General features: G+C 64.2%; 9 protein-coding genes. 6 read left to right on the top strand and 3 right to left on the bottom strand.

Annotation, left to right across the window (positions count from 1 at the left end; genetic code table 11):
• Positions 1-283: 283 nt before the first annotated feature.
• Entirely contained in the window at positions 284-1,069 is a 786-nt protein-coding gene (locus tag QOI01_RS35360) for a hypothetical protein (protein WP_526388782.1), read from the bottom strand.
• A 90-nt stretch (positions 1,070-1,159) separates the two neighbouring features.
• Here QOI01_RS35360 and QOI01_RS35355 point away from each other — a divergent pair, with 90 nt between their 5' ends.
• Together QOI01_RS35355 and QOI01_RS35350 are read left to right on the top strand one after the other, a co-directional pair.
• Positions 1,160-1,642: a methyltransferase gene (locus QOI01_RS35355; RefSeq protein WP_526388780.1), complete on the top strand. Its 483-nt coding sequence runs from the start codon at positions 1,160-1,162 to the stop codon at positions 1,640-1,642.
• Positions 1,639-2,049, top strand: coding sequence for a RidA family protein (locus QOI01_RS35350; protein WP_526388778.1), 411 nt, complete (start codon positions 1,639-1,641; stop codon positions 2,047-2,049). The genes QOI01_RS35355 and QOI01_RS35350 overlap by 4 nt, the downstream gene beginning before the upstream one ends.
• Here the strand turns inward: QOI01_RS35350 and QOI01_RS35345 are convergent.
• The gene (locus QOI01_RS35345; RefSeq protein WP_526388776.1) at positions 1,995-2,363 is read right to left on the bottom strand and encodes a DUF952 domain-containing protein; all 369 of its coding nucleotides are present in this window, start codon (positions 2,361-2,363) and stop codon (positions 1,995-1,997) included. The genes QOI01_RS35350 and QOI01_RS35345 overlap by 55 nt on opposite strands.
• Before the next feature lie 136 nt (positions 2,364-2,499).
• Between QOI01_RS35345 and QOI01_RS35340 the strand changes: the two genes are divergently transcribed.
• Together QOI01_RS35340 and QOI01_RS35335 are read left to right on the top strand one after the other, a co-directional pair.
• A complete protein-coding gene (locus QOI01_RS35340) occupies positions 2,500-2,691 on the top strand; it encodes a DUF7455 domain-containing protein (RefSeq protein WP_526388774.1) in 192 nt (63 codons plus the stop codon).
• Positions 2,692-2,754: 63 nt separating this feature from the next.
• Positions 2,755-3,747, top strand: a complete 993-nt coding sequence (locus QOI01_RS35335; protein ID WP_526388772.1) for a YhjD/YihY/BrkB family envelope integrity protein — start codon at positions 2,755-2,757, stop codon at positions 3,745-3,747.
• 35 nt (positions 3,748-3,782) lie between these two features.
• On the opposite strand, the gene QOI01_RS35330 is transcribed toward QOI01_RS35335, so the two are convergent.
• Positions 3,783-4,019: a DUF3039 domain-containing protein gene (locus QOI01_RS35330; RefSeq protein WP_526388770.1), complete on the bottom strand. Its 237-nt coding sequence runs from the start codon at positions 4,017-4,019 to the stop codon at positions 3,783-3,785.
• Positions 4,020-4,096: 77 nt separating this feature from the next.
• Between QOI01_RS35330 and QOI01_RS35325 the strand changes: the two genes are divergently transcribed.
• On the top strand, positions 4,097-4,495 hold the full coding sequence (locus tag QOI01_RS35325) for a DUF3099 domain-containing protein (RefSeq protein WP_526388768.1): 399 nt from the start codon (positions 4,097-4,099) through the stop codon (positions 4,493-4,495).
• A gap of 120 nt (positions 4,496-4,615) precedes the next feature.
• On the top strand, positions 4,616-5,383 hold a 768-nt coding region (locus QOI01_RS35320; protein ID WP_526388766.1), incomplete at its 3' end, for a sigma-70 family RNA polymerase sigma factor.

Genomic DNA, 5,383 nt, shown 5'->3' with positions numbered 1-5,383 from the left:
CAGGAGGCTCATCGCCTTCTGACGGCGGTGGCGAGCCCTGTGCTGCCCTCCCCGAACAGCCAGCAGGTGTTGCCTCAGCCACCACCTGGCGGGGAGCGCAAGCGCAACAATCTCGAAATCGACCCCGCTTGCTCACGGCATTGCCAAAACTCGGTTGGTCAACGCGAATGTGGCCGATGCGACTGTTCTGACGCCTCGCTAGGGGCCGATCCACCGAGCTCGTCGCAGGTCGGCCGTCGAAGCTAGCGTGACAATAACGCAAGGGGTGCGACCCGCCCCGCGTCTACCGGCGCGCGCGCACCTTGTAGGTCGCGGGCCACGACTCACGGGACTCGTCGCCCGTCAGGGGCACTCCCACGCTGCCGACGTTGACGTCGTACGCCTCCATCCCCGCACCGACCTCACGTTCGACCTTCTCCCGCGCCAGGTAGTACAACTCGTCGATGGCCAGTTCGCGGAACGCGACGAAGGTAGTGCGGCGGACGGTGTCCGGGCTCGAGGCAGCGGCGACCATCCGCTCCGTCAGCAGGCGCGACGCAACTGCAGCGCCACCGAGCAGCAGGAACGGAACCACCCAATAGCAGACGAATGACAGGGGCATCTTGGTGTCAAGAATCGTCGCATCGCCCTGCACCATCGGCGGGATCGCCGATGACACGGTCATCCCGGCGAACGCAGCGACCCAGACCCACGTCAGTACGGCCGTAATCCGCCCGAACAGGTCGCTGGCGATCACCTCGGCCGGCTGCTCCCTCTCGGCGAACTCCCGCACGAACGGCTTACCGATCAGAACTCCGACCAGCGCGACCAGAAGGATGCCTGCGTTGCTCAGCGGCTGGATCCACCGTTCCATGAACGATTCGCTCACGGCGAACGTCAACACCGTCAACACCGAAAACGTGGCGATGGCTCCAATTTCAAGCGTCTTTCCCGATCGGCCCCTGACGCGTCCGACCGCGAACGACAACACGGCGACCGCCAGCGCGGCCAGCACAGCGGTCGTGAATGGAACGTTGCCGACCAGTACCCAGTACACGATCCACGGCGCAAGGCCGGCAAGAATTCCCACGGTGGGTCAGTGTAGGTAGACCCCATGGATCGCGTGCGTGAACCCGTCTGGCCATACAGACCTCTCACAGGCTGCCGATATCGTCAAACCATGCCCGACACCGTGAAAGCACCACCCGCCTTGCTGATCGCCGGAATCGGCCGCGTCCGCCAGGTACTCGACTTGGCGAGCCGGTCGGCGGTACCCGCCAACGTCGCACTCTTGGAGACCAAACTCGGCATCGCCGACGTCGGCGGAGGCCAGGGCGCCGGAGCTGCGCTGGACGCGGCGGGAGTCACCGAACGATGCACCGTCACGGGTGGATCCTTCTTCGAGGCGGTACCCGACGGTGCTGACGCCTACCTCCTCAAGACGATCATCCACGACTGGGACGACGACGAGTCACTGCTGATCCTGCGCAACATCCGTATCGCGATCGCGACCGACGGCAAACTGCTGGTTCACACCGGTGGGCGTGAACGCACCGCATCCGAGCAAGCAGACCTCTTGTCCCGCGTGGGTTTTCGGCAGACCAGGATCATTCCGGCCGCGGGGCCGATGTCACTCGTCGAAGCCGTCCCGGCACAGTCATGACTCCACACCGGATCAACGTCTCGTCGGGATCGGCGTTCGAGACCGAGGTCGGATATTCGCGCGCAGTTCGGGTCGGGCCGCTCGTCGTGGTCGCGGGGACCACCGCACCCGGCGACGACGTCGCCACCCAGGCGCGGGCAGCATTTCGCCGCATCGAGAGTGCGCTGACCGAGGCCGGCGCCACCCTCGCCGACGTGGTGCGCACGCGGATGTTCATCACCGACATCGAGCGCTGGCGCGACGTCGCGGCCGTCCACGCCGAGGTGTTCGGTCGGGTGCTTCCCGTTGCCACGATGGTCGAGGTCTCCGCACTGATCTCGCCCGACCTTCACGTCGAAATCGAGGTCGACGCCTATGTATCGGATGGAGGCAACTCGGCGAACCTGTCATCCCGCCCCGGCCGGTAGGTCGTGACACTCGTCACAGCTGCGACAGGCAAGGGGCCGTACAGGTGAGGGAACGTCATCGACGCCGGGTCGGTCGGCACGCCCGGTTCCCACCGCACGGGCGCGCCGAGCAGATCCGGATTCAGGCGAAGCAAAACCATGTCGGTGCGGCCCGCGAACAGCCGATTGGCCGGCAGATGCACCTGAGTGGGGGCCGAAAGGTGAACGAAGCCTTCGCTCTCCAGGGATGGCGGCCGCCGCTCACCGGCATCCTTGGCACCCTCCCACTCATCGGTGGTGCAGAGGTGAATCAGTTCTCGCGGCGACGGGATCATGCGGTCAGTGTGCCCGTGGCGCAACTTCGAGGTCGCGTGAGACACGACACACCGGTGAACGACGGGGGAACAAGGCCGGAAGCAAAAACGTCTGACACAGTAGGTCTACGCACGTAGCAGAAATGGAGGAGGCGCCATGAACGCAACTCTGACCAGCCCTGAGCTGACTCGGGCTGATCGCTGCGATCGGTGCGGCGCTGCCGCCCGTGTCGTTGCCAAGCTCCCGTCTGGCGCCGTGCTGCTCTTCTGCCAGCACCACGCAAATGAGCACGAGGCAAAGCTGGTCGAACTGGCCGCGGTGTTGGAGACCAGCCAGTCCCAGTCCTGACGGACACAAACTGACCGACCACTGCGCGCACGCGGGCGGGCAGTCGTGAATGCTGGTGTGGTCATGACCGACCAGCATTCGCCGGCGAGGCCCTCCCGGCACCACTTCTGGCACGTCGCCAAGCGAACTGTGGCCAAGAGTTGGGACGACTCCATCTTCTCGGAGTCGGCCCAGGCCGCGTTCTGGTGTGCGTTGTCTCTGCCACCACTGCTGCTCGGGATGCTCGGCAGTCTCGCCTACATTGCGCCGCTGTTCGGTCCGGCGACCCTGAAGACGATCGAAGACCGTTTGATCAGTACCGCAGCCAACCTGTTCTCGGGCAATGTCGTGAACGAGATCATCGCACCCACGGTCTCAGACATCGTGGCGGGCGCCCGTGGCGAGGTCGTGTCACTCGGATTCGTCATCTCCCTGTGGGCGGGCTCGTCAGCGGTCTCTGCGTTCGTCGACTCGGTCGTCGAGGCGCACGACCAAACGGAGCTACGACATCCAGTCCGCCAACGCTTCTACGCTCTCGGCCTGTACGTGGTCATGTTGGTATTCGTCATCGCCACGGCACCGTTGCTCGCAATCGGGCCGATGAAGGTCGCCGAGCACATCCCCCAGAGTTGGCAGTACTTCCTGAGCTACGGCTACTACCCCGTTCTCTTCGTCGGTCTGGTCGCCGCGGTAAACATCCTCTACCGGGTGGCATTGCCCAAGCCACTCCCGTCGCACCGACTGCTTTACGGTTCAGTGCTTGCGGCGTTGGTCTTCCTAGTCGCGACGTTGGGGCTTCGCGTGTATCTGACGTGGATCACCGCGACCGGATACACCTACGGCGCGCTGGCGACACCGATCGCGTTCCTGTTGTTCGCCTTCTTCCTCGGCTTCGCGATCATGACGGGCGCCGAACTCAACGCCGCAATTCAAGAAGAGTGGCCCGCGCCCGACACCCACGCCAATCGACTCAGGGGCTGGCTGGAGGAGAAGGCCGACGAACGCAACGGCGATGGCCCACTCGGCCCCGATGACGAGGCCAGGACGGAGGGCCGGGCGACCGGCGGCGGGATCTGACGGGGCAGCCGCTGAGGTGCCCGGCAGGACGGCTTCTACTTCTTGAGCGACTGGTAGATCCGCTTGCAGTCCGGGCAGACCGGTGAGCCGGGCTTGGCCGACTTCGTCACCGGGAACACCTCGCCGCACAGCGCGACGACGTGCGTGCCCTCGACCGCGCTCTGCACGATCTTGTCCTTCTTCACGTAGTGGAAGACCTTGGGTGTGTCGTCATCGGTTCCGTCGTCGACGCGTTCGTCGGTTTCGGTGCGCTCGATGGTCTGCGTTTCCATGACGTTCATTGTGCCTGGCAAGGAAGCGGTAATAAACCGGACGGTTCACATGGGTCAGAGTGTGGAACAGTAGAGACATGAAACAAGGCCCAGAGCTGAGTTTCGACGACGACGGTCGACCAGTCCTCATAACCCGCGCAGCGCAGCCCTACGACGAGCAGCACCGCGAGCGGGTGCGCAAGTACCTAACGATCATGTCGTGGCGGATACCCGCGCTGTTGGGCGCGGCGCTCGCCTACGGAATCTGGCACAACGGATTGATCTCGCTGGCCATCCTGGTGGCCTCCATTCCCCTTCCGTGGATTGCCGTATTGATCGCCAACGACCGACCCCCGCGACGGGCCGAGGAACCGCGGCGGTATCGGGGAAGTGGGCACATCCCCCTCTTTCCCACAGCCGAGCGGCCCGCGCTGGAGGCGCGCAGAGTGCGCGCGCCGCAACCGGAATCAGCAGAACCGCAGCCCGACGTTCCGTGAAGTGAGAGTTCTTCGTCGATTCTTAGGAGAATCTCAGGTCGACATTGAATAAGTGCAGGTCAGAAGGTGTGAAACCAGCGCCTTGCGGGAACTCTTCTGGGGACTGGAGCGTTGAAGCTCATGACAGTTCCAGCAGAGCAGGAGGCCGTAATGGCAAACGCCACCGCAAGCCGTATTGACACCGATCTGGACTCCCAGAGCCCAGCCGCAGACCTTGTGCGCGTGTATCTGAACGGCATCGGCAAAACTGCCTTGCTGAACGCAGCCGACGAAGTCGAACTCGCCAAGCGCATCGAAGCTGGGCTTTATGCACGGTACCTGCTCGATACCAAGAAGCGGCTAGGTGACACCCGCAAAGGGGAGCTCGTCGCCGTGGTTCGCGACGGGGAGGCTGCCCGCCGCCACCTCCTCGAAGCCAACCTGCGACTCGTCGTATCGCTGGCCAAGCGCTACACGGGTCGTGGAATGCCGTTGCTCGATCTCATCCAGGAGGGCAACCTCGGACTGATCCGCGCGATGGAGAAGTTCGACTACGCCAAGGGATTCAAGTTCTCCACGTACGCCACCTGGTGGATCCGTCAGGCCATCACGCGTGGCATGGCGGATCAGAGCCGCACCATCCGGCTGCCGGTCCACTTGGTCGAGCAGGTCAACAAGCTCGCGAGGATCAAGCGTGAGATGCATCAGAACCTGGGTCGCGACGCCAGCGACGAGGAATTGGCCGAGGAGTCCGGCATCCCGGCCGAAAAGATCGCCGACCTGTTGTCCCACAGCCGTGACCCGGTAAGCCTCGACATGCCCGTCGGCAGTGACGAAGAGGCCCCGCTCGGCGACTTCATCGAGGACGCCGAGGCGATGTCGGCGGAGAACGCCGTCATCTCCGAGCTG

The organism is Mycobacterium sp. (assembly GCF_032162605.1).
GTDB lineage: Bacteria > Actinomycetota > Actinomycetes > Mycobacteriales > Mycobacteriaceae > Mycobacterium.
The sequence above is the reverse complement of the archived record's forward strand: the minus strand, read 5'-3'. Positions and strand labels throughout refer to the sequence as shown.